Annotated in this window: 22 protein-coding genes; 14 read left to right on the forward strand and 8 right to left on the reverse strand. The window is 31.6% G+C overall.

From position 1 onward, the window contains the following. The first annotated feature begins 103 nt into the window (after positions 1–103). Together ACM591_RS01405 and ACM591_RS01410 are read left to right on the forward strand one after the other, a co-directional pair. Positions 104–1,753: an FAD-binding dehydrogenase gene (locus ACM591_RS01405; protein WP_418354403.1), complete on the forward strand. Its 1,650-nt coding sequence runs from the start codon at positions 104–106 to the stop codon at positions 1,751–1,753. 219 nt (positions 1,754–1,972) lie between these two features. Further along, on the forward strand, positions 1,973–2,404 hold the full coding sequence (locus ACM591_RS01410) for a GNAT family N-acetyltransferase (RefSeq protein WP_326026892.1): 432 nt from the start codon (positions 1,973–1,975) through the stop codon (positions 2,402–2,404). A 149-nt stretch (positions 2,405–2,553) separates the two neighbouring features. On the opposite strand, the gene ACM591_RS01415 is transcribed toward ACM591_RS01410, so the two are convergent. The 4 genes from ACM591_RS01415 to ACM591_RS01430 all read right to left on the reverse strand — a co-directional run bounded on the left by ACM591_RS01415 (position 2,554) and on the right by ACM591_RS01430 (position 5,300). Further along, a complete protein-coding gene (locus ACM591_RS01415) occupies positions 2,554–2,856 on the reverse strand; it encodes a hypothetical protein (protein ID WP_326009178.1) in 303 nt (100 codons plus the stop codon). A gap of 446 nt (positions 2,857–3,302) precedes the next feature. After that, complete coding sequence (locus tag ACM591_RS01420) at positions 3,303–3,902, reverse strand: hypothetical protein (RefSeq protein WP_326009061.1); 600 nt, start codon at positions 3,900–3,902, stop codon at positions 3,303–3,305. Next, positions 3,829–4,779 (reverse strand): sporulation-delaying protein SdpB family protein, encoded by a 951-nt coding sequence (locus tag ACM591_RS01425; protein ID WP_326009062.1) that lies wholly within the window; start codon positions 4,777–4,779, stop codon positions 3,829–3,831. The genes ACM591_RS01420 and ACM591_RS01425 overlap by 74 nt, the downstream gene beginning before the upstream one ends. Next, positions 4,776–5,300 (reverse strand): SdpA family antimicrobial peptide system protein, encoded by a 525-nt coding sequence (locus tag ACM591_RS01430; RefSeq protein WP_326009063.1) that lies wholly within the window; start codon positions 5,298–5,300, stop codon positions 4,776–4,778. The genes ACM591_RS01425 and ACM591_RS01430 overlap by 4 nt, the downstream gene beginning before the upstream one ends. A 348-nt stretch (positions 5,301–5,648) precedes the next feature. Between ACM591_RS01430 and ACM591_RS01435 the strand changes: the two genes are divergently transcribed. After that, complete coding sequence (locus ACM591_RS01435) at positions 5,649–6,038, forward strand: tautomerase family protein (RefSeq protein ID WP_029378653.1); 390 nt, start codon at positions 5,649–5,651, stop codon at positions 6,036–6,038. 132 nt (positions 6,039–6,170) lie between these two features. Here ACM591_RS01435 and ACM591_RS01440 read toward each other — a convergent pair whose 3' ends face one another. Then, entirely contained in the window at positions 6,171–6,485 is a 315-nt protein-coding gene (locus ACM591_RS01440) for an antibiotic biosynthesis monooxygenase family protein (protein WP_038679320.1), read from the reverse strand. Positions 6,486–6,660: 175 nt separating this feature from the next. Between ACM591_RS01440 and ACM591_RS01445 the strand changes: the two genes are divergently transcribed. Further along, positions 6,661–7,422, forward strand: a complete 762-nt coding sequence (locus ACM591_RS01445; RefSeq protein ID WP_326026891.1) for an SDR family oxidoreductase — start codon at positions 6,661–6,663, stop codon at positions 7,420–7,422. Positions 7,423–7,763: 341 nt separating this feature from the next. Here the strand turns inward: ACM591_RS01445 and ACM591_RS01450 are convergent, their stop codons facing one another. Then, the gene (locus ACM591_RS01450; protein ID WP_326035236.1) at positions 7,764–10,031 is read right to left on the reverse strand and encodes a hypothetical protein; all 2,268 of its coding nucleotides are present in this window, start codon (positions 10,029–10,031) and stop codon (positions 7,764–7,766) included. Between the two features lie 447 nt (positions 10,032–10,478). Here ACM591_RS01450 and ACM591_RS01455 point away from each other — a divergent pair, with 447 nt between their 5' ends. Continuing rightward, positions 10,479–11,528 (forward strand): ABC transporter permease, encoded by a 1,050-nt coding sequence (locus ACM591_RS01455; RefSeq protein WP_135059220.1) that lies wholly within the window; start codon positions 10,479–10,481, stop codon positions 11,526–11,528. A gap of 17 nt (positions 11,529–11,545) precedes the next feature. Continuing rightward, the gene (locus ACM591_RS01460; protein ID WP_029378648.1) at positions 11,546–12,214 is read left to right on the forward strand and encodes an ABC transporter ATP-binding protein; all 669 of its coding nucleotides are present in this window, start codon (positions 11,546–11,548) and stop codon (positions 12,212–12,214) included. Positions 12,215–12,354: 140 nt separating this feature from the next. Here ACM591_RS01460 and ACM591_RS01465 read toward each other — a convergent pair whose 3' ends face one another. Next, the gene (locus ACM591_RS01465; protein ID WP_038679314.1) at positions 12,355–13,035 is read right to left on the reverse strand and encodes a flavin reductase family protein; all 681 of its coding nucleotides are present in this window, start codon (positions 13,033–13,035) and stop codon (positions 12,355–12,357) included. A 120-nt stretch (positions 13,036–13,155) separates the two neighbouring features. After that, positions 13,156–14,334, reverse strand: coding sequence for an MFS transporter (locus tag ACM591_RS01470; RefSeq protein ID WP_029378646.1), 1,179 nt, complete (start codon positions 14,332–14,334; stop codon positions 13,156–13,158). A 173-nt stretch (positions 14,335–14,507) separates the two neighbouring features. On the opposite strand from ACM591_RS01470, the gene ACM591_RS01475 reads away from it, so the two are divergent. The 8 genes from ACM591_RS01475 (at position 14,508) to ACM591_RS01510 (ending at position 22,464) form a co-directional block, all read left to right on the forward strand. Further along, positions 14,508–14,699 (forward strand): hypothetical protein, encoded by a 192-nt coding sequence (locus ACM591_RS01475; RefSeq protein WP_029378645.1) that lies wholly within the window; start codon positions 14,508–14,510, stop codon positions 14,697–14,699. A gap of 195 nt (positions 14,700–14,894) precedes the next feature. Continuing rightward, positions 14,895–16,394, forward strand: a complete 1,500-nt coding sequence (locus ACM591_RS01480) for an NAD-dependent epimerase/dehydratase family protein (protein ID WP_029378644.1) — start codon at positions 14,895–14,897, stop codon at positions 16,392–16,394. Positions 16,395–16,444: 50 nt separating this feature from the next. Continuing rightward, positions 16,445–16,945, forward strand: a complete 501-nt coding sequence (locus ACM591_RS01485) for a TspO/MBR family protein (protein WP_029378643.1) — start codon at positions 16,445–16,447, stop codon at positions 16,943–16,945. Between the two features lie 4 nt (positions 16,946–16,949). Next, positions 16,950–17,423, forward strand: a complete 474-nt coding sequence (locus ACM591_RS01490; protein WP_145511674.1) for a glycosyl-4,4'-diaponeurosporenoate acyltransferase — start codon at positions 16,950–16,952, stop codon at positions 17,421–17,423. Then, entirely contained in the window at positions 17,424–18,914 is a 1,491-nt protein-coding gene (locus ACM591_RS01495) for a phytoene desaturase family protein (RefSeq protein WP_029378641.1), read from the forward strand. It abuts the gene before it with no gap. A 6-nt stretch (positions 18,915–18,920) separates the two neighbouring features. Then, on the forward strand, positions 18,921–20,024 hold the full coding sequence (locus ACM591_RS01500) for a glycosyltransferase (protein ID WP_172606464.1): 1,104 nt from the start codon (positions 18,921–18,923) through the stop codon (positions 20,022–20,024). Positions 20,025–20,080: 56 nt separating this feature from the next. Then, positions 20,081–20,962, forward strand: coding sequence for a phytoene/squalene synthase family protein (locus tag ACM591_RS01505; protein WP_326026889.1), 882 nt, complete (start codon positions 20,081–20,083; stop codon positions 20,960–20,962). Beyond that, a complete protein-coding gene (locus ACM591_RS01510; RefSeq protein WP_418354404.1) occupies positions 20,959–22,464 on the forward strand; it encodes a phytoene desaturase family protein in 1,506 nt (501 codons plus the stop codon). The genes ACM591_RS01505 and ACM591_RS01510 overlap by 4 nt, the downstream gene beginning before the upstream one ends. The last annotated feature ends 47 nt before the right edge of the window (positions 22,465–22,511 follow it).

The raw sequence follows: 22,511 nt of genomic DNA on the forward strand, positions 1-22,511 counted from the left end.
CATATTTGGACTTGCACAATGCCTAATTTAGGCACATAATGTGTGCGAAAACTGTTGAATAATTATTGATATAGAATGAAGAAAATTCCTGGAGGCGATACAAATGAAGAAAAATATTTTTATTATAGGTTCTGGGTTGAGCGGCTTAGTAGCAGCGACTGAATTATTAAAAAAAGGATACAAGGTTACTATGCTAGATCAAGAGCCACGTCAAGCTATAGGTGGTCAGGCATATTGGTCTTTTGGAGGGTTATTTTTAGTAAATTCTAAAATTCAACGTCGTTTAGGTGTGAAAGATTCATATGAACTTGCACTTAATGATTGGTTAGGGACTGCTCAATTTGACCGGCTTGAGACCGAAGACTATTGGTCAAAAAAATGGGCAGAGGCTTATGTGCATTTTGCTACTTTTGAGAAGGAAGCCTATTTAAAATCAATGGGTATAAAATTAACACCGATGTTAGGTTGGGCTGAACGTGGTGGTTCAATGTCTAGTGGTCATGGTAATTCTGTTCCTCGCTTTCACATTACGTGGGGCACAGGTCCTGGATTAATCAATCCATTTATTGACTATGTATTAAAAAAGGAAAAAGAAGGTCAATTTAAATTTTTATCACGTCACCAAGTAACACATATTGATATTCAAAATAACCAAATTAGAGGGATTTCTGGTAATATTCTTGAACCAAGTGATGTTAACCGAGGTGAGCCTTCTTCTCGTGAAATTATAGATACATTTGCTTATGATGTTAATGATTTGGTTATTTCTACAGGCGGTATAGGGGCTAATCATGATATGATCAAAAAAAATTGGCCGAAGTATTTAGGTACGCCACCTAAATATATGATTCAAGGTGTACCAGATTCTACAGATGGTAAAATGATTGAACTCTCTGAAGCTTTAGGTGTGAATATTGTTAATAAAGACCGTATGTGGCATTATACTGAAGGCATTCATAACCATTCTCCAATCTGGACTAAACACGGTATTCGTATTATCCCTGGCCCGTCTTCAATTTGGCTAGATGCGAAAGGTAATCGCATGTCTGCACCTGATTTCCCAGGGTTTGACACTTTACACTCATTAGAAACTATAACTAAGACTGGCTATGATTACTCTTGGTTTGTATTAACTGAAGAAATTATTAAAAAAGAATTCGCTTTATCAGGGTCTGAGCAAAACCCAGATATAACAAATAAGGATATTAAACTTTTAATAAAAGAGCGTTTGAAAAGCAATGTCACAGGTCCTGTGAATGCCTTTTTAGAAAAAGGTGAAGATTTTGTTACAGCAGACAATTTGGAGACATTAGTAGAAAAAATGAATCAGTTAACTACAGAAGATTTGTTAGATTATCATCAGATTAAAGCAGCAATAGAAAGTAGGGACTTACAGATAAATAATAAATTTATGAAGGATGCTCAAGTTGCTTCAATTCATAATGCACGTATGTTTTTAGGAGACAGATTTATTCGAACTGCGAAACCACATAAGATATTAGATAAAAATAAATTAATTGCTGTTAAATTGCATTTGATTAGTCGAAAAACTTTAGGTGGCATTCAAACCAATTTGAATGGTCAAGCATTTAATCAACAGAACCAGTTAATTGAAGGTCTTTATGCTGCTGGAGAAGCGTCAGGCTTTGGTGGTGGTGGCGTGCATGGCTATCGTGCATTAGAAGGTACATTTTTAGGTGGCTGTATATTTAGTGGTATTCGTGTTGCTGAAGGTATAAGTAAGACAAAATAATGATTTAATTGAGATTATCTTATTGTGACAACCTTAGATTGAACACACTGCTTCACTCGATACGAAGAGTGATATGAAAGTTATGGGAATTTACAAGAACAGAACTAAGAAAAAATAAAATATGCATTGTTATCACTCATGTCCTGCGTCTAACTTCGTATTGTAATTTAGTTATAAGGCTTAGTAGTCACATAAATAATATAAGGGGGGATTGTTATAATGATAAAGCAGTTGAAGTCGCCAAGTTCTGAAGAAATAGATACTATTTCAAATATTTGGTTGGACTCTAATTTAGAAGCACATCATTTTATAAATCGTGATTATTGGATTAATAATCTTGATAACGTAAAAGTGATGTTACCAGATTCAACTATTTACGTATATTACGTTGAAAAAGAAATTATAGGGTTTGTTGGGTTATATGAGAATGATATTGCGGGGATTTTTATTAAAGATAGTTACCGAAATAAAGGTATAGGAAAGTTATTTCTGGAAAAACTAAAAAATGACTATAACAGATTGAAGTTATATGTATTTGAGAAGAATGTGAGAGCAACCCGTTTTTATCTAAAGCATCACTTTGAAATTAAATCTAAAAATGTTGACGAAGAAACGCAAGAATATGAATACTTTATGGAATGGACGACATGATCTTGAAAAAATTAAAAAGTGCTTGTTGATTAAATAAAGGCTTGCGAAAAGGCAATTCTGTAATCTCTAAAAATTTCAAATATATAGTTCCAAAACAAAAAGCGTCATCTAATAAATAGATGGCGCTTTATCACGTTTGGAATCCACCGTTAAAAATAAACAGCTATATTGTGCTCTTGGCAAAAAGCATTGATATCTTTTGGAGGAATTTTATCGGTAAACATTTTGTTAATATCGCTTAAATCACAATAGGTGAGTAAAGTGGATTTCCCCATTTTACTATGGTCGGCTAAGATAAATGTTTCTGTAGCTTTACTTGTAATATACTGCTTTATTAAATTTTCTTCCATCTCAGAATTAGATAATCCGTTTTGAATATTAACACCTGTTGCTGACATAAAAGATTTATTAATATTGAATTTCTCTAGCAACATATTAGAATCAATACCTATAAATGATCACCGCTTCTTACATATAAAAAAAGATAATCTACTTTTAATATAGCTATAATTTGACTTATCGAAGTAATCTATTCAAATTTCGTTGGTACTCCATCAATTTAACAAACCATCGAAGAGAATGAGTAAAAATATTTACCTATATATTTTGCTACAATATGAGTAGAAAGGTAAACATATTAAAATACTTATTATTATAAGTGTAATTCCTATTAAAAAATTTTTTTCTATAAAAAGTAAACTTAGTGATATTAAAAATGTGGATATCATTAGTGTAATAACAAAATACATTATGACTTTATTCTTCAAATGATCAGGAATTTTTTTCGAATCAATTGATGCTATTATGTTTAACTTTTTATTGATTAATAAATATACTGAAAATATTGTAGAAACCATTAAAATTAATATTGAAATAATTATATTCATTATTAAACACGTCACAATCTTTTAGCAATTAAATCAATATATTCATCTTGTGATAGACCTTCAGAAATTGTTTCAACACTTCTAACACCATAAACTTTATTACCTACTACTGCATAGTTTCCAGCAGCTACCACGGTCAGTACTACTGCTGCAGCTATGTGTGTTGCTCCGACATAAGACCATGCTAAAATTGCCACGAAACCAGGTTTAATTGCATAAGTAGTTTTACCATCTTTTTGTTGCATTTCTTCCTCACCAATTTCAGTAATATCATCATTAACTTTTTTAAATTGTTGTTGGATCTTTAATCTGTTTCCACTAGTAACTGATTGTTTAAATTTCACAAAATAGTTATCTTCTCTTTGTTTAAGTTTGTTTTCTAAATTGTGCACTCTATCAGTGAAGCCCTCTTGTAATTTGAAATTTTTGAATTCCGTTTTCTCCCAAAGTTCATTGAATTGTTTACCTACTTCTCCATAACCAAAAAATATACCTTCAAATAATTGTTCACCTGTGTAATTTTTTTTATTGAAATTACTAGCTTGTGCGTTTGGTATCGTAAATGTTAGTACTAGAACTAATGATATTAAACATAGAACTATTTTTTTCAATTGAGTCACCTCCATTTGCTTTTGTCCTGATGGAATGAAAATAAAAATACAAAACTGCAGACATTATTAATGAAAATGATATTAGGCCTATAAATAATGCGAATAACTCATGCATAGTAATAGCTACAAAAAACATTATTTTTCTAAATTTTTGTCCTGCAAACAGTGAAGCAAATATTAATAGTTGAATTATAAGTGTTCCCCATGTTACAAACCCTACTAATGGTGTTTCAAGAATAAAAGAAAATAAATTATATAGAAATTTTGGTATGCCATATATATTGTCATTTAGGTAATAATAGACTGCACTACCATCTAACCATTCTCTATTTTTCATTTTCGTAATTGCAGAGTTTAAGTATAAGTATGCAATTTGAAGCTTTAAAGTGATGATTAAAGCCCAACCTATTGCTTTATTATATTTCCATTTCTCAGTAGATGAGTGCCAGTGATTGATGCGATTATCAAATAAAGAAATTAACATAAGCCAAAAAGTTATAACTAATGTTACTTGTTCACCACCATCGATAGTAATCATAGTATTTTGAATACTATACGAAATATAAAAATGTAAAATTCCTATCACTTGAGGAATATAACCTAAAATAATTAGTAACAGTGCAAATATAATTAAAGATTTAACCACAATTAAACTAGTATAAGAACCGTCTGTGAAGCAAAAAGCGGTGTATTTAGTCGCTGCATCGCAAATAGGTGGATTATCTATACCGGTTACCTTTTTAAATAAAGTATTAATAGGGTTAAATAGTAACGTTAATAATGTAGAAGAAGCTATAATTGTTCTGACTATTGCGATTATTTTAGTGAAGGGAGAATAAGTAATTGTGGAATAAATGATATTTATATACTCCTTCATTCTACTTCCACCTTTACATATTTTTTTACAATATGTCTTTCTTCCGTACTCTTCGCCCAAGAAAAAGGTACTACTTCACCAGAATAAAATATGTATTTTCCTTTAAAGGTTTTCTTTGAATCTGTATTTTTAATCTTTATAAAGGGCTCTTTTTTTGTCTTCTTAATGAAGTCAGTATAATAGTTATTTGCTTCTTTTATTTCGCCCATACTAATAGCTTTATGATAAATCAATCCTGCTTCAGTCCCTTGAGCTCGTGCACCTCTATTTAAGCCCCACGCTGTTTTTATATTAGCATTAGGTTGAATAATTTCTGCTCCATCGATTTTCACATAAGCTAAATCTAAGATTTTAGGATCTTTGCTATAAAAACCCCATTCTTGTGGCAAGAGAATTTTTAAATAATACTCATTGAATTTACTAGGACTTATGACATTATGTCCTAAAGAATTAACTATGGTAAAGAATAGAAAAGTTACGCTAATTACTAGAATAATTAAAAAAAGGATTATTTGTTTCATAACGACCTCCAAACTTTTAATAAATACATATAAATTTAACAATATATTAGCACGCAATTGTAATTTTAAAATGTAATACTAGTTAGTTTCACATTTCACTTATAATGAGTAAATTTTCAGCCTGTTATTAGCACTTCTTTTCTTTTAATATAGAGAATTTATTAAAAATTCAGTTGTTTTTATTATAGTTTTGAATCGTTCTAAATTATGATTATTAAAGTGACAACTTAGGATAAGAAAAGAAGATGATATTGTTGGCATGGTAGAAACGATTAAATCTATTATTTATAAATGTACGTCTTATAATCGGGTATAACAGAACATATATAAATAGGAGGATGAGTCGACATGCCATTAATGAAAATTGATTTAATAAAAGGACGAGAAAAAGAAGAAATAAAGCAAATATTAAATATCTCTTATGAAGTTATGCTAGATACATTTAAGGCACCCAAAGGCGACAGATACCAAATAGTTAACCAACATGAAGATTATGAGATGCAAATTTTGGATACTGGTTTAGGCGTAGAACGCACAAAGGATGTCATTGTGTTCACAATTATTACAAGGCCAAGGACTCAGCAACAAAAACAAAGGTTCTATAGTGAAGTTACAAATAAACTTCATGAAAACATGGGGATACGTAAAGAAGACATCATGTTTAGTTTGATTGAGAACACAGATGAAGATTGGAGTTTCTTTAACGGAGAAGCTCAATTCCTAAATGGAAGGCTTTGAGAAAGACATAATTCAAAACTTTAGTATGTACGGTAATACTTTGTAATATGTGCAAAAGGCTTCTTATCATTATGGATAAATTTTAAAATAGTAAAGACGCTTCTTTCTAATCGAAGCGTCTTTTATTATATTTTATATATCTAATAGTTCGAATTGTTTAATTTGTTTTTCAATATGTATTGAAGAAGTATTTTCCTTTTCTGCTTTACGCATTTGCTTATGCTCTTCAATATGTGATGGACGAGACAGCCATGCTTGAAAATATTTTTTCTCTAACCATTTAGATACTATAGCATATGAAATGGTAGAGTTCTTTTCGTTTTTCCAAATTTCAACATCTATTAAACCGTCATATCCTCGAAAATCATCTTTAGCATGTAATGCCTTGTTGTCTAAAACGGCTCTATTTTCTATATTTGTTGTGAAATCAGCTTGTGCGATGAACATACAATCAATCCTCCTTAAAACTATTCATTAATCATATCAAAAATGCTATGTTTCAACATATAAATTAGCCTGTATTATTTAATCAATATACTTTTTGCGAAATTTAAAATAAGTTTTATTACTAGACGGAGGTGATAAAAGCAATTACACTGAGTAGACTTATAGGGGGTCAAAAATGGATATAACAAATAATACAATATTAATAACTGGGGGCGCCTCTGGAATAGGACTTCAGTTCACCAAAAAGTTTTACGCAAACAATAATAAAATTATTATTTGTGGACGTAATACTGAAAAACTGCAAAGTATTGAAGCGGAATTTCCAGATGTTATCACAAAGGTATGTGATATATCTAGTTCAGAAGAACGTTTGAATTTATATAATTGGGTAACTGAAAATCATCCAGATATAAATGTACTGATAAATAATGCCGGGATCCAAAACCGATTCAATATTTTGAAAAAAGATGCTGCAGTAGATTGGGAGAACTTAAATATTGAAATAAAATCTAATTTTGAAGCGACCGTACAACTGTCAATTTTGTTTAGTCAGTATTTTGCTGATAAAACAACTAATTCAAATATAATTAACGTTTCTTCAGGTTTAGCTTTTGCACCCATGGCAATAGCACCGATTTACTCAGCAACAAAAGCTGCAGTACATTCATTTACTATTAGTTTGAGGCACCAATTATCTGAGACAAATACAAGTGTTTTTGAAGTAATACCTCCTGCAGTTAATACTGATTTAGGTGGAAAAGGAATCCATACTTCTGGTGCAAATCCAGTTGATTTTATCAATGAAATATTTGAAGGACTCGTTCAAGAAAAAATTGAAATTGGTTATGGTTCTGCTAAAGAACGCTTGAAAATGTCCAAAGAAGCATTAGATGAATACACAGCAGAAATGTATAATACTTTGAAAAATACAATTTAGCAGATTCGAATTTTTGTTTAATATTGCGCTTGTAAAAGTGGGCTGTTAGTTATTAACAGTCCATTTCGCATTTAATAAATTATTCAATATTGGCTTTATTACAGGACGTACTTATAGTTGTGCTTTTTCTTTGAATGTTTATGATGTATATAATCTTTCTTAATATTTATTGAATAAGCAATTCTATTTATAAAAAACACTTTCGTATAAATTCATTTAATATTATGAATTCAACGAAAGTGTTTTAATTTTACTTACAATGCATTGGTTTTAGTACCTATACAATTAAAGCTTATTTAACTAGTGAGCTTTAATTCTGTTTTAATCAATATAAGTAAAAGTTATTTTGAAGATTCTTGTACTTTTTCAACTTCAGCTAAATAGTTTGCTAACTGTTCGTAGAGACCTAACACCATTTTAGGCTTAATTCTAGTATCAGTTAAATCCCAACCTACTAGATCCATATGGTCCCAATTTTTTAGTGTAGGCATAACCCCCCATAATCCTAATTCTGGTTTACTATCAAACGTTGTATCTTTGTGAGGTTTATTAAAAGGATACAGACCTGATTTTAATGGCACAGGGCCATCTCCTTCTCTCCAACTTTCAGGATTTTGTCTGCCAACTAAGTTAGCTAATAACTTAAATGGAGCAAACATCTTGAAGTTACCACGTTGGCGATTATTAAAAGTTTTATGGGTATCTTCAGCAGTAATAGATGTATAAGCAACGTCTTTACTTAAAGTTAATCGATCATTAATTTTTTTCGATCCTTCAATTGAGCCGTCTGTAAAACTTGTATCTTCAGTTTTCCAAACTTTGTTGTCTTTAACTCGTTTTAAATATTGAATAAATGATTCATCATCTCTTTGTTTTATTCCCCAAGGTTCGAGACCATAGTCGGCTTTAGTGTATTTATTGCTAGTGTATTTTAGAATTTTGTAGAATAATTTTCTAGCAATTGGTTTATTACCTAACTTGTCCGATATAAATGTACCGTTATGAGGTGTGGCGATGGTTGTAACAGAGGAAACCATATTATCATTGCCCCCTGCAAATATTTCAGGTATATCTCCACCATGTTTTTTCTGGTATTCAATTTCTTCAGGAACGCCATTTCTTAGCATATCCTCTAATACTTGGATCGTTTGGCCGCCAAAACTATGACCAACTAAATGAACTTTCTTACCAGGAGCCCACTCAGGATAAATGCCTTTATAAGTTTTACCGTATCTAGCATGCCCATATTTTTTAGAATGATAAGCGCCATAGTCTACAGTTCCGCCTTTAATATAATAATACAACTCAAGTGCGCGATCATAATTACTTCCAAACGGACTCATTCCGCCTTTTCTAACATCGTATCCTTGTTTATTTAATTCTTTGTCTAAATCAACTTTATTTCCACCCCAATACGGAGGTAAGACTGCGGGTTTAGATTCATCTGGATATCCAGAAAAACCGTGAGCTAGAATTATAGGATATTTATTTTTCTTAACTACGCCTTGATTACCTTTTGGAATTGTAGGTGTATAATTATCTTCTTTAGCAACTTCATTTTTATTTTCAGACGTATTTTTAGCGTCTTGTTGCTCATTCTTAGAAGCGTCATTTTGCTTATCGTCAGCCTCATTTGAATCAGATTGAGCATCCTTAGAAGCATCGTTTTGTTTATCGTCCGCCTCGTTCGAATCAGATTGAGCATCTTTAGAAGCATCGCTTTGTTTATCATCCGCCTCGTTCGAATCAGATTGTGCATCCTTAGAAGCGTCATTTTGTTTATCGTCCGCCTCGTTCGAATCAGATTGAGCATCCTTAGAAGCGTCATTTTGTTTATCGTCCGCCTCGTTCGAATCAGATTGAGCATCCTTAGAAGCATCGTTTTGTTTATCGTCCGCCTCGTTCGAATCAGATTGAGCATCCTTAGAAGCATCGGTTTGTTTTTCAGACGTATTGTTAGCGTCTTGTTGTGCATCCTCAGAAACGTCAATTTGCTTATCATTAGCCTCGTTTGAGTTTGATTGTTCCTCCTCAGAAGCATTATTTAGTTTTTGAGACTCAACATTTGAATCTTGTTCTTTTAAATTAGAAGATTGATTTTCATTTTTAGAAGCATTGTTGTTTTGAGATACATCCGTATTAGATAATTCATTCGTCATTTCAGCGTCTTTGTTAGTAGCTCTTTGTTCTAAATTAGAAGCATTATCTTCATCCGCAGAGTCTTGTATATTTAAATTAGATGATTGTTTTACATTTTTTGAGTCGGTATTAGGAGATTGTTGTTCAGAATTAGATGGATTATCTTCGTTCTTTGAGTCATTGCTTGGATTCTGTGTATTTGAATTAGATGATAAGTTCACATTTTTAGAGTCGGAGTCAGGAGATTGTTGTTCAGAATTAGATGGATTGCTCAGGTTTTCAGGCTTACTATTTTGATTTTGTGTCTTTATGTTAACTTTTTGAAAACTATCTAGACCTTGATCATTAGTCGGTTGATTAACTTCTCTTTCGTCTGCTGAAGCTTGGGAAACGGTACTTAGTGCTACAAATAAAATAGAAGTGGTTGTAAGTGATGTTAGTGGTAAAATAATTTTGTTTTTCAATTTCATAAAATCCTCCTCATTTATATTTAATTACATACTAATTTTAATATAAAATAAAAAGAATTGTTCTAAATTTCTTGAAACACAATATTTAATTCCTATGTGTAAATACAAATACAATTTTTTGATTGATATTGACACTTAGGGCATAAAAAGGAGTAGGAGTCAGAAAGATTATATGTAATTATCAAAAAGTATTAGTTTAGTTGATTTTTTAATCACCTTATAAATACTGTTTCAATCACAATAAGTAAGAGCTACAACGGTGTAAAATGTCATTTTAATATATTAATAAATAATATAATTTATGGCTTAGTATTTTAGATTCTACCTTTTCTCACAATTACTATGAAATATAGGAAGTAATTGTTAAACTAGATGTTAAGAAATTTTATATACATAAACAGAAAATCAATTAATCATATTATTGCACTAAATATAAGGAGGGTATTTATGTTTTTAGCATGGAATGAAATTAAACGTAATAAATTGAAATTTAGTTTAATCGTTGGCGTTCTGATAATGATAAGTTATTTACTGTTCTTATTATCTGGTTTAGCCAGTGGATTGATGAATATGAACAGAGAGGGTATTGATAAATGGGGCGCTGATGCAATTGTGTTAAATAAAGATGCAAATCAAACGGTTGAGCAATCAGCTTTTAATTTAGATAAAGTAGAAAACACTTATAAGCAACAAACAAGTTTAAAGCAGACGGGTGTTATTGTTTCTAACGGTGATAGCGAAGAGAATGCATTGCTATTTGGCGTTAAAGATAATTCTTTTTTAGTACCCAACATGATTGAAGGAAAGAAATTTAATTCTGATAATGAAGTTATTGCTGATGAAACGCTTAAAGAAAAAGGCTTCAAAGTTGGTGATAAATTGTCATTATCACAGTCTGATGAAAAACTGAAAATAGTAGGATTTAGTGAGAGTGCAAAATATAACGCTTCTCCTGTGATTTTCTCGAGTAATAGTACAATAGAAAAAATTAATCCATCCTTAAAAGAAGGCATGACGAACGCTGTAGTTGTTAAAGATAAAGAATGGAATAAAAAGAATTTAGATAGCAATTTAGAAGCTATTGAAATTGAAAATTTTGTTGAGAATTTACCTGGCTATAAAGCACAAAACTTAACCCTCAATTTTATGATTTCATTTCTATTTGTTATTTCAGCAACAGTTATAGGTATATTTTTATACGTGATTACACTGCAAAAGACAAATTTATTTGGTGTATTAAAAGCTCAAGGGTTTACAAATGGTTATTTAGCAAAGGTAGTAATATCACAAACGTTTATTATTGCTTTAATAGGTACAATTGTTGGATTAATACTGACATTAATAACAGGGTTGTTTTTACCAAGTGCAGTGCCTATTAAATTTAGCATAGCAACTCTAACGATATACGGTATTGTACTGATTGTTGTTTCACTATTAGGTAGTCTGTTCTCTATATTAACGATAAGAAAAGTGGATCCACTTAAAGCGATAGGGTAAATAAGGAGTGTAATTAAATGTTAGAATTTAAAAATGTTACTAAATATTTCCAAGACGGAAATCAAAAAATAGAAGCCGTAAAACCTACCTCACTCAAATTTAATCAAAAAGAACTCATTGCTATTATTGGCCCTTCTGGTTCTGGAAAAAGCACGTTTTTAACTATGGCGGGGGCGCTCCAAACGCCAAGTTCGGGTGATATTATAATTAATGGGAGCGAAGTGTCGGGTATGTCTCAGAAAGCACTAGCACACACAAGAATGCAAGAAATTGGATTCATACTGCAAGCCACTAATCTCGTGCCTTTTTTAACTGTAAAACAACAATTTAAATTACTAAAGAAACAAAAGAAAAATGTGCTAAGTGAAGATGAGTATAATCAACTCATGTCACAGCTTAATCTGGAATCGATTGAAAATAAGCTTCCAAGTGAGATATCTGGAGGACAAAAGCAGCGTGTGGCAATTGCCAAAGCTTTATATACGCAACCTTCAATCATTTTAGCAGATGAACCGACGGCCTCTTTAGACACCCAGAATGCTATGGAAGTTATGAAGATTTTAAAGGAACAGACATTAAGAAAAAACAAAACCTGTATAGTAGTTACACATGATGAAAGACTTACGTCATATTGTGATAAGGTTTATCATATGGAAGATGGCGTATTAGAGCAAGCTCAAGTCTAATGTTTTAACGCTAATAATTAATTCAAGGTACTACTAATTAATAAATATTAGATTCGAAATTAATATAAATTTAGCCTACTTAACTTATAAAATTAAGTAGGCATTTTTATGGGTAATTAATGGAATTTATAAAGAAATAATTATGATTTGTTATCAAAATTTCTTCCTTCTAAACCAGCTAACTCTTCTTTTGATGCAGATGGTGCTTTCATTTCAAAAATTTGATCGACAACTGTATAGTCATAATAACCTAAGCGTGCAATAGGTCTAATAGATTGTATATCAAGTTTCCCATTATCTAGAATAACTTTGTCATCAATATGAACTTGTGTTACACGTCCTATTACCATATCTACAGTTGATACTGGATCGCCAGTAGGGATACGCACTGTTTGGACATATTCACACTCAAAATGTACAGGAGATGCTTTGACTCTGTGACCAGGCGCTTCAATGCATTTCTCTTTTTCTACACCTGCAAATTCAAATTCATCTTCTTCTGGTGGCAATGCCTTAGCAGATAAGTTTACTGCTTCTCTTAAATCATAAGTTGCCATGTTCCAAACAAACCATCCTGTTTCTTCTGCATTTTTAACTGTATCTTTACGCTCGTGTTCTCCTAAAACAGATTGATTAGCTGCAAACATTACCATAGGCGGATCCCATGTTAAATTTTGGTACTGGCTATAAGGTGCTAAATTATCTTTACCATCCTTTGATATTGTTGAAATCCATCCAATTGGTCTAGGAACGGTACTGCTTTTAAAAGGATCGTGTGGTAAACCATGGCTACGTGTGCCTTGTTTTGGTGAATAATTCATAACATGATCACTCCTCAAAAATTTTGAAACTACTGCAAGAATAATTGTAATTAATGTAAACGTCTAATACTAAATTTGAATTGATTTATTAGTTCAAACTATAGAACAATGAAAAGTGCATCAATAAGTTGTTTGTTCATCGCTTGGCAAGAATAATGAAGCAAGGAATGCTAAGAATGCAATAGATGATATGATTACAAACATACTTGTAAAATTATTTAGAGAAGTAAGGTAAATTGATAGGATCGGAGCAACTGCTGTACCTAAAAATAGAATAAATGTGTTAACAGACAAGAAGAAACCTCTATTTCCATACACTACCATATTTACTTTTGCGATAACTAAAGGGACTGCAAACGCAATTCCAGCAACAAAACATATACTTAAAAATGTTATTAGCAGAATATTATGTGCAAAAGGCATTAATATTAATGTCACACCACAAACGCCTAAAGCAATATTTAAAACAAATTTGACACCATACCTACTACTAATACGTCCCGACATTAATGAACTTAGCATACCAAAAACACCGAATAATTTTACTAGAAATGCTGTGTGATTATCTCCGTGTATAGAATCCGATAGTATGAATTTATTTATTACTGCATACATAGAAATGAATGTTGTAAGTAATGTTAGAGAAATAAAGTAGCAGATTAATACTTTTCGATTTTTAGCAAAGTCTTTAAAATTGCTAAAGTATTTAAGGATTTGAACATCTGAATTTTTTACAGGGCTTTCTGGGACATTTCTAAAGATGATAATAGCTAAGCAGATGTATAGTGAAGAAAGTATAAAGAAAATAATGTGCCAATCGAATTGGCTGATTAATATTTCTGAAAAATTTTGACCTAAAATACCAGATAGCATAAAACTTGTACTAATAAAACTTACTGCTGTTAACCTCTTTTTAAGTGGATAAGTTTCGGTAGTGTAAGTAATAGCTATGGGAGAAAATGCAGCTGCAAATATTCCTTGGAGGCCTCGTAAAATCAATAACGTATTAAAAGAAGTTACAAATCCAATCAAAAAGCAAACTATAATTAGACCAATCAGTGAAAGTAAAATGACACGTATTCTTCCAAATTTTTCTGAAATAGTACCATAAAATAAACAGCTAATGGAATAAGTGACTGAAAAAACCACACCATTCATTGCTGCAACTGACTGAGATATACCAAAATCATTAGCTAAATGCTCTGTTATAGGTATTGCGGTATATAGATTAAACATAATTAAGATACCAGAAATAAACAAAACAAATGTTATTATATTATAATTTTTTGACGCTTCCATACGTATTACTCCTTGAAAATGAATTGTTTCCATTATTACATTTATTTAGGTTTTGAAAAACCTTTTCTGAAAAATTGTTCATTTCAGTTTTGAATTTTTTATGAAGTGGAAATAGGTAAGTGAGTGTAGAAATTGATGACAATCGAATGGGAGCTTTTTCAGGAGGTAAATTAATGAAAATAAACTTAAATTGGGAAAATACTTTTCAAGAATATCAAGATATATTGAATTCTGGTTTAAATCCAGAATGGTTATATAGCGCTAAAGCAAATATGATACTAATTCCAGCTTATACAGGAAAGGGGAAAGAGTTTTTTTATACTAGTGACATCATTAAAGCAAGTAAGACTATCCCCTTTTTTTAGACAATTGTGATGATTCGTAGAATTATTTCATAATTTTTGCTAATAAAGGGTTAAAAAATTTTAAGAAGGGTACAATACTTAGTAAGAGACTTGGAGCTCTTGTCAATTAAGATAATGAGCAAGTGAGCTCGTTACGTAAAAGATGAGCTGAGGTAAAGTTTGCTGCTCATCTTTTTCTATTTGGAGGCTAAATATATGAAAAAAATATTATTAACAGGCGCTTCGGGATATATCGGTAGTCACTTAATGAATAAATTAAAAGATAACTATGAAATTATAGCTATTTCTAGAAATATAGAAAATAAATCAAATGAACACAATGTTACTTGGAAAGCAGCTGACTTGTTTGATTTAAATGAAATAACAGAAGTAATGGAGGACATTGATATCGCTATATATCTTGTCCATTCTATGATGCCTTCGGCTAAGTTGACGCAGGCGAGCTTTGAAGATATGGATGCATTATTAGCTGATAATTTTGCTAAAGCCGCTAGTTATAACAAAGTTCAGCATATTGTATTTATGAGTGGTTTGATACCTAATACAAGTGAATTATCACCACATTTAAGAAGCCGTTTAGAGTGCGAACAGATTTTAGGATCATATGGCGTACCAGTAAGTACTTTAAGAGCGGGTTTGATTATAGGCTCTAAAGGAAGTTCTTACCCTATATTAAAAAAATTAGTGGATAGATTACCTGGCCTGTTACTGCCAAAATGGGCTTATAATACAACATTGCCAGTTGCAATAGACGACGTGATTGACGGTTTATATAAAATTGTAGAGCGTAATCCAAATGAGAACGAATCGATAGATATTGGTGGACCTAGTCATATGACTTATAAAGATCTATTCAAGCAAACTGCAGAGGTACTAGATAAACGATTACCTACGATAGATTTGCCTATTATTCCCATTTGGCTAAGTAAATATTGGGTGAAACTTATTTCAGGTGTCCCAAAAGAAATGGTTTATCCACTAATGGATAGCTTAATTCATGATATGATTAGAAATGATGAAAATATTGTGAAAGACATTTCTATAGGCAAGATTGATTATAAGGAAAGTGTGCGTAATGCCTTGGAAGAAGAAACTAAGACACAAAAGAAAGGGAAGTCATCACGTAAGGGCGATATTAAAGATGTTAGAGCAATATCAAGGGTAGTCTTACCTAAAGATGTAAATATGATTCAATTGGCAGAATCATATGCAAATTTTTTAAATAGAATTACATTAAATGTCGTTAATAGTGATTTTAACGAAGATAACTTTACGATTAGTGTGCCGTGTTTAAATAAGGACTTATTATTATTAAGTAAAGATTTTAAAGCTTCTAATAACGAGAGAATTTTATATCGAATTGTTGGTGGAGATTTCGCTTTAGATTCAGATGGTGGTAATGCGAGATTAGAGTTTAGAAGATTACCTAATAGTGACGCATGTATCATAGCGTTACAAGAATATGAACCGACGTTACCTTGGTGGGTATATAAGTATACCCAAGCAAAAGTTCATAAAAGTGTAATGAATCTTTTTAAATTTAAAATAAGTACTCAAAGAACAAACAAAGGAAAACAATTAAATATGAAGAAATTTATTTTACCAATTGTTATTTCAGGTGCTATTGTCTTAAAATTATATGGATTGAAGAAGTATTTAGCTAGAAAAAATAACATGTCTAATGCCGAACTATAGCTATTAGATATAATAGCTAGTTACTTTTACAAAAAAAGAGGGGATCAACTATGAAAGCAAACGAGATAATTAAAACAATTATAAAAGTTATAACACCAATTACAGGCGGTAAATTTATAGGGAAATTTGCAGTGAAAAACGCGAGAAAAGATTATAAAAATAATGTTAAACCACCTTTTTCACCACCCGGCTATGTCTTTCCAATTGTGTGGCCAATACTTTATACAACGATGGGCGTAGCTTATGCATTAGTGACTAATAAATCTACTAGTAAGGCTTTGAAAGGTGCTTATTACACGCAATTAAGCCTGAATTATCTATGGTCGATATTATACTTTAAATATAAATTACGCTTTAGTGCGTTGATAGAGAGTGTTGTATTACTGGGCGCAGTAGTTACAACAACTGTAAAATTTTTCAATGTAAAAAAAATTGCTGGCATTTTACTAGTTCCATATATGCTTTGGAGCGCTTTTGCTACTTATTTAACAGCTGGTAATTGGTATTTAAATAAAGATAACCCAAGCTATACAGAGAAATCTGAGAATTAAATTGATGAAAAAGATTATATATATTGCGCTATATTGGTTTATAGTTCAAATGATTATTGCTCAACTTGGTACTCGTATTAGTTATAAGTTCTTAGAAAAAGATAATAAGTATTTTCGAAGTTGGAATTTTGAACAAGAGGGTCAATTATGGCAACAATTAGTTAAAGTGCAATATTGGAAAGATCATTTGCCAGACGGTCAAAATCTTAACCCTAATATCAGTAGTAAAGCGACTTTCGATTTATCTAAAAATATGAATGATATACAGCGATTTATATTAGAAACTAGACGTGCAGAGGTGGTTCATCTGCTATCCATATTTCCTGTTATTGTGTTTTTTAAAGCGTCAAAAAGTGTTAAAATAATTAATTATATATATGTCATTATAGCTAATGTGCCTTGTATGATTGTTCAGCGCTATAATCGCCCTAAGTTAATACGTATTTATAATAAATTACAAAAAAGAAAAGGTGATTAAATGGGAAATAAGAAAGTGGTTGTCATAGGAGGTGGCTTGGGAGGGATTGCTAGCGCAATTTGTATGGCTCATGCAGGCTATCAAGTGGATTTATATGAACAAAATAAGCATATCGGTGGAAAGGTAAATAGGTTAGACATAGATGACTATGGATTTGATCTCGGTCCATCAATTTTAACCATGCCTAAAGTATTTCAACGCTTATTTCAACGATGTGATGAAAGGCTAGAAGATTATGTTAGCATTCGTAAGTTAAGTTTACAGATTAGAAACGTTTATCCAGATGGCCAAATTTTAGATTTATATGAATCCATGGAAGATATGTTAACAAATAATGAATCGTTAACAAATAAAGATATAGAGCAACTTTCTTCGTTTTTTAGTTACGCACAAAAGATACATCAAGTTGCTGAAAAAAGCTACTTTGATAAGGGATTAGATACGATGTTTGCAATTATTCGTTATCATGGTCCGTTTTCAGCTTTAAAGCAATTCGATTATTTTCATACAATGCAACAAGCCATTAATAAAAGGGTGGATAACCCATATTTAAGAGAAATGCTAGGTTATTTCATAAAATATGTCGGCTCCTCATCTTATGATGCTCCGGCTGTATTGAGTTTATTACCTCAAATGCAACATGAGGAAGGTTTGTGGTACGTAGATGGTGGCATTCATAAGTTAGCGGAAGCGATGGAACAATTAGCGAGAAAATTAGGTGTGAGCATACATTTTAACACCCCTGTAAAACGTATCAATTATAATAGTCAAAATAAGGTGACAGGGATAACAATACAAAGTAATGAGGAAATATATGCAGATTACATTATATCTAATATGGAAGTAATCCCTGTTTATAAATATTTATTGAATTTTGATGCAAATCAAATAAACAAATTGGAACGTAAATTTGAGCCAGCTAGTTCAGGTTATGTCATGCATCTTGGTGTGGACAAAAGTTATCCAGAGCTTCAACATCATAACTTTTTCTTCTCAAGTAATTCTAAAGTTAATTATGATCAAGTTTTTCACCAGTATGTTTTGCCTGAAGATCCGACTATTTATGTAGTGAATACAAATAAAACAGATAAGACACAGGCGCCAGAGGGACACGAGAATATAAAAATATTGCCACACATACCATACATTCAGAGCAAGTCATTTAGTGAAGCAGAATATCTGCAATTCCGAGAACGTATATTGGATAAATTAGAGTCCATGGGTTTGAAAGATTTGAGAAAGCACATTGTATATGAAGACGTATGGACACCACATGACATTGAAAATACATACAATTCTAATAAAGGAGCTATATATGGAGTAGTATCCAATAAGAAGAAAAATAAAGGTTTTAAATTTCCTAAAAAAAGTCAGTACTTCAAAAATTTGTACTTTGTAGGTGGTTCTGTAAATCCTGGCGCTGGTATGCCTATGGTCACTTTGAGTGGTATGCAAGTAGCAGAAGCTATTATTAATGGAGAAAGTAGTTGAGGCTGAATGATACTTTATATAATAGCAATAGTATTTACGATACTATCACTAATAAGTGGAATGTGTATGTATGCGCGTCGAGCGATTATAAATAACTCCGGAAAAGGAAGAGGTCAGACAGCCGTCAGTGTTATTGTACCTGCTAGAAATGAAGCGGAGAACTTACCTAAATTACTTAACAGTATAAGTAAAGAACAAGAAATAGAAGTAATTGTTATGGATGATGGTTCAACTGATAAGACACAAGTTGTCGCTAGATATTATGGTGCGAGCGTATATACTGTTGAAAATGATACTACATGGCAAGGTAAGTCACATGCTTGTTGGCAAGGTAGCAAATATGCAACGCATGATTTATTGATGTTTGTTGATGCTGATGTTCAGTTTGCTTGTGATGATAGTATCCAAAATATAGCCAATCAATATGATTTACAAGGTGGTAAAGGTTTGTTATCAATACAACCTTATCACAAGATAAAAAAGCTATATGAAAATATATCGGCGATTTTTAATTTAATGACAATCGTAGGTATGAATCAATTTTCAATCACGAAATCAGCAAATAATGAGCAAGGCGCGTTTGGACCAGTCCTTGTGACAAATAAGCAAGATTATAAATTGACACAAGGACATTTGAAAGCTAAAAATCAAATCATTGAAGGCTTTGCAATAAGTAAAGCATATAATAAGCAAGGTTTGCCAGTTAGTTTGCATGAAGGCCAAGGTGTAGTGAATTTTAGAATGTATTCTCAAGGATATAAAGCGCTATTAGAGGGTTGGAGTAAACACTTTGCACTTGGCTCTCAAGTAACTAAAAAGTCTACGCTTACGTTTGTATTTTTGTGGCTATTTGGTTCACTTACAACAGTTTTAGCGATAATTTTTTCAATTAATTTAGGCTCATTATATATATTATTAGCTATTACTCTATATTTTATATATGCGATACAATTTCATATATTTATTCGAAGAACAGGAAATTTTAATATCGTTGCGAGTTTATGTCATCCACTGCTCTTCATATGCTTTGTCGTGATATTTTTTAAATCATGGTTAGATATCAATGTATTCAAACGTATATATTGGAAAGGCCGTAGAATAGATTTATAGCTTAGTTTTTTATACAAATGTCAAGAAGTTTTAGGGCTTACTGAGGAGGCCAATAAATGAATCAATTAGAGAGAGATTATAACCATTGTCACAATATAATGAAAGAACATTCAAAAACGTTCTCATATGCCTTTGATTTTTTGGATCTAAAAAGAAAAAAAGCAATTTGGGCTATTTATGCAGTTTGCAGAATTATAGATGACAGTATTGATAAATACAAAGACCTTGAGCAATTAGACGGCATAGCTAGAGATTTAGATGTGATTTATAGCGATTGTGATTATATTCAAGCGTATCAAAGTGATGTAGCTATTATGAATGCTTTAAGTAATACATTGAATACATATTCAATACCTAAAAAACCTTTTGAATCTTTAATTCAATATGTGAAGGAAGATTTAGTTTTAAAAGAAATGCAAACTGATTCAGATTTATATGAGTATTGCTATGGTGTGGCAGGTACTGTCGGTGAATTGTTAACTCCTATATTAACTTCATCAAATGAAAATAATTTCGAGCAAGCTGAAGAAGCTGCGATTGCTTTAGGCAAGGCAATGCAAATAACTAATATTTTAAGAGATGTCGGCGAAGATTTTCAAAATGGAAGAATTTATCTAAGTGTAGAAAAATTAGCTCAATATCGAGTTAATCTACATTCTATATATTATGAAGGAGTTACGCCAAATTATATAGAACTATGGGAAAGTTACGCTACAGAGGCAGTTAGGTTATATGACATTGCATTAAACGGTATTAATTATTTTGACGAAGAGGTACGTTACATTATCGAATTAGCTGCGATAGCTTATCATGAAATACTTGTGGAAGTAAGGAAGGCAAACTATACGTTGCATAAGAAAGTATATGTCAGCAAATTGAAAAAAATGAAAATTTATCGTGAACTTAGTGCGAAATATAATAGGAGTGAAACATTATGAAGATTGCAGTTATAGGCGGCGGTGTTTCAGGTTTAGCTGCAGCTTCAAGATTAGCAGCAAACGGTCACCAAGTTGATTTATATGAAAAGAACCAACAAATAGGTGGCAGGATGAATCAGATCAAGCAAGATGGCTTTACATTTGATATGGGACCAACCATCGTAATGATGCCTGAGATTTATCGAGATGTTTTTAATTACGCTCAAAAAAATATGAATGATTACTTGGAAATTAAACAATTATCACATATATATGATGTTTATTTTAGTGAAACAGATCAAATTCGCGTTCCTACAGATCTTGCTCAATTAAGAGATATGCTTGAAGGTATTGAACCTAACTCTACACATGGTTTTATGTCCTTTTTAACAGATATATACGAAAGATATGAAATAGCACGAAAATATTTTCTAGAACGTACGTTTAGGAAACCTACGGATTTTTATAATCCTTTTACTATATATCAAGGTATGAAACTCAAAACATTTGATAAAGCAGATAATTTAATTGAAAAATATGTTGATAATGAAAAAATCCAAAAGATTTTAGCGTTTCAAACATTATATATAGGTATCGACCCTAAACGAAGCCCGTCATTGTATTCAATTATACCCATGATAGAGTTAATGTTTGGTGTTCACTTTATAAAAGGTGGTATGTATAGCTTTGTCAGAGCGCTTCAAACGCTAAATGAAGAATTAGGTACTCAAATTTATACCAATGCAAACGTTGAAGAAATTATCATTGATAGTAGGTATAAGCGTGCGGAGGGACTAAAAGTAAACGGACATATAGAAAAGTATGACAAAATAATTTGTACTGCTGATTTTCCATATGCTACTTCATCTTTAATTAAAAATGAACATCATCCTAAGAAGTATAAGACACAGAAAATTGATAATATGGACTATTCTTGCTCAGCCTTTTTAATGTACATAGGGGTTGATAAAGATTTATCTGAAGATATCTTGTTACATAATGTTATATTTTCAAAGGATTTTGATAATAATATCAATGAAATATTTTCCGGGGAAATATCCCAAGATCCATCAATATATGTCTACGCTCCTAGTGTAGAAGATCAGTCGTTAGCGCCAGAAGGTCAAACAGGTATTTATGTGCTGATGCCCGTTTCAGAATTGAAAACAGGTGATACGGATTGGTCTGATGAGTCAACAATCACACAAGTGAAAGATATTATTTACAATAAGCTTTCTACGATTAAAGCGTTAGAAGATTTGAAAAAGCAAGTTGTGACAGAAATTATTTATACGCCTAAGGATTTTGAAGGAGATTATAATGCTAAATTTGGAGCAGCCTTTGGTTTAATGCCTACTTTAGCGCAAAGTAACTATTACAGACCGCCTAATGTGAGCAGAGATTACAAAAATTTATATTTTGCTGGAGCTAGTGTTCATCCAGGAGCAGGAGTGCCAATTGTACTGACGAGTGCTAAAATTACAGTTGATGCTATGTTAGAAGATATTAATAATGGTATATAAAAAACGCTTAAAATCACTTTTTAATAATGTGATTTTAAGCGCCTTTT

It is taken from the genome of Staphylococcus sp. Ze2, assembly GCF_048568365.1.
In the GTDB taxonomy this organism is placed as follows: domain Bacteria; phylum Bacillota; class Bacilli; order Staphylococcales; family Staphylococcaceae; genus Staphylococcus; species Staphylococcus xylosus.

Excerpts from the sequence above, each read along its gene's own strand:
- ACM591_RS01405 (WP_418354403.1), top strand. The coding sequence starts at position 104 with ATGAAGAAAAATATTTTTATTATAGGTTCTGGGTTGAGCGGCTTAGTA.
- ACM591_RS01410 (WP_326026892.1), top strand. The coding sequence starts at position 1,973 with ATGATAAAGCAGTTGAAGTCGCCAAGTTCTGAAGAAATAGATACTATT.
- ACM591_RS01425 (WP_326009062.1), bottom strand. The coding sequence starts at position 4,779 with ATGAAGGAGTATATAAATATCATTTATTCCACAATTACTTATTCTCCC.
- ACM591_RS01430 (WP_326009063.1), bottom strand. The coding sequence starts at position 5,300 with ATGAAACAAATAATCCTTTTTTTAATTATTCTAGTAATTAGCGTAACT.
- ACM591_RS01435 (WP_029378653.1), top strand. The coding sequence starts at position 5,649 with ATGCCATTAATGAAAATTGATTTAATAAAAGGACGAGAAAAAGAAGAA.
- ACM591_RS01440 (WP_038679320.1), bottom strand. The coding sequence starts at position 6,485 with ATGTTCATCGCACAAGCTGATTTCACAACAAATATAGAAAATAGAGCC.
- ACM591_RS01445 (WP_326026891.1), top strand. The coding sequence starts at position 6,661 with ATGGATATAACAAATAATACAATATTAATAACTGGGGGCGCCTCTGGA.
- ACM591_RS01450 (WP_326035236.1), bottom strand. The coding sequence starts at position 10,031 with ATGAAATTGAAAAACAAAATTATTTTACCACTAACATCACTTACAACC.
- ACM591_RS01455 (WP_135059220.1), top strand. The coding sequence starts at position 10,479 with ATGTTTTTAGCATGGAATGAAATTAAACGTAATAAATTGAAATTTAGT.
- ACM591_RS01460 (WP_029378648.1), top strand. The coding sequence starts at position 11,546 with ATGTTAGAATTTAAAAATGTTACTAAATATTTCCAAGACGGAAATCAA.
- ACM591_RS01465 (WP_038679314.1), bottom strand. The coding sequence starts at position 13,035 with ATGAATTATTCACCAAAACAAGGCACACGTAGCCATGGTTTACCACAC.
- ACM591_RS01470 (WP_029378646.1), bottom strand. The coding sequence starts at position 14,334 with ATGGAAGCGTCAAAAAATTATAATATAATAACATTTGTTTTGTTTATT.
- ACM591_RS01475 (WP_029378645.1), top strand. The coding sequence starts at position 14,508 with ATGAAAATAAACTTAAATTGGGAAAATACTTTTCAAGAATATCAAGAT.
- ACM591_RS01480 (WP_029378644.1), top strand. The coding sequence starts at position 14,895 with ATGAAAAAAATATTATTAACAGGCGCTTCGGGATATATCGGTAGTCAC.
- ACM591_RS01485 (WP_029378643.1), top strand. The coding sequence starts at position 16,445 with ATGAAAGCAAACGAGATAATTAAAACAATTATAAAAGTTATAACACCA.
- ACM591_RS01490 (WP_145511674.1), top strand. The coding sequence starts at position 16,950 with ATGAAAAAGATTATATATATTGCGCTATATTGGTTTATAGTTCAAATG.
- ACM591_RS01495 (WP_029378641.1), top strand. The coding sequence starts at position 17,424 with ATGGGAAATAAGAAAGTGGTTGTCATAGGAGGTGGCTTGGGAGGGATT.
- ACM591_RS01500 (WP_172606464.1), top strand. The coding sequence starts at position 18,921 with ATGATACTTTATATAATAGCAATAGTATTTACGATACTATCACTAATA.
- ACM591_RS01505 (WP_326026889.1), top strand. The coding sequence starts at position 20,081 with ATGAATCAATTAGAGAGAGATTATAACCATTGTCACAATATAATGAAA.
- ACM591_RS01510 (WP_418354404.1), top strand. The coding sequence starts at position 20,959 with ATGAAGATTGCAGTTATAGGCGGCGGTGTTTCAGGTTTAGCTGCAGCT.